Here is a 752-nt window from a genome sequence, read left to right as displayed (position 1 = left end):
GTGGTCCAGAGCGGCCAGGTGTACATCAGCCAGGCGTTCATCGCCGACGGCACCATCACCAGCGCGAAGATCGGCGATTACATCCAGTCGACGAACTATGTGGCGGGCTCGACCGGCTGGCGCATGAACAAGGATGGCACGTTCGAGATCAACGGCACGGTCAGCGGGCAAGGCCGGCTGCTGATCACCAATAGCCTGGTGCAGGTGTTCGACGCCAATGGCGGATTGCGCGTCCGCATGGGGATTTGGGCATGACCTCTGAGGGATTTGGCCATGCCAGCAGGCCTTGAACTATATGACGCTGCGGGCACGCTGATGGTAGGACTGACCTCTCGTCTGGCTCGGATATCGGGGCGGGTCACCACAACCGCGAACACCGCTGGAAACGTGACCGTGCCCGGGTCCGGCGACCCGTTTTACATAATGAGAGACGGCACCCCAGCGGGGATGTTCTCCAATACGACATACCCTTCAATATCGGTGTCTGGCAACACTGTTAGTTGGACCGCTGCCCAGCAGTCGGTAACAATCATTTATGGGGTTTATTGATGGACGGTGGGTTTGAGGCGCGAAACGGCGACAACATTTTGGTGATCGACTCGCTGTATTCAAACCTCAGCTTGAAATCCAAAGGTTCTGTCACTACCGGCACATCGGGGGCTTACTACTACGTGGATTTGACGCTGGCGTGCGTTGACCCTGTGGTAGCGTTCAAGTGCACCAGCGACTTTGCATATTTGCTTAGCCAGACT

2 protein-coding genes are annotated in these 752 nt (G+C 57.2%); both read left to right on the top strand.

The features are described from left to right. Positions 1–255: phage tail tip fiber protein (locus tag HAQ05_RS27930; protein ID WP_190427631.1), on the top strand; the 255-nt coding region annotated here is incomplete at its 5' end. 293 nt (positions 256–548) lie between these two features. Beyond that, a partial coding sequence (locus tag HAQ05_RS28920) for a hypothetical protein (RefSeq protein WP_238936616.1) occupies positions 549–752 on the top strand: 204 nt, incomplete at its 3' end.

The organism is Pseudomonas typographi (assembly GCF_014694385.1).
Classification (GTDB): domain Bacteria; phylum Pseudomonadota; class Gammaproteobacteria; order Pseudomonadales; family Pseudomonadaceae; genus Aquipseudomonas; species Aquipseudomonas typographi.
Note: the sequence above shows the minus strand (reverse complement) of the source record. Positions and strands in the feature narration are given on the sequence as shown.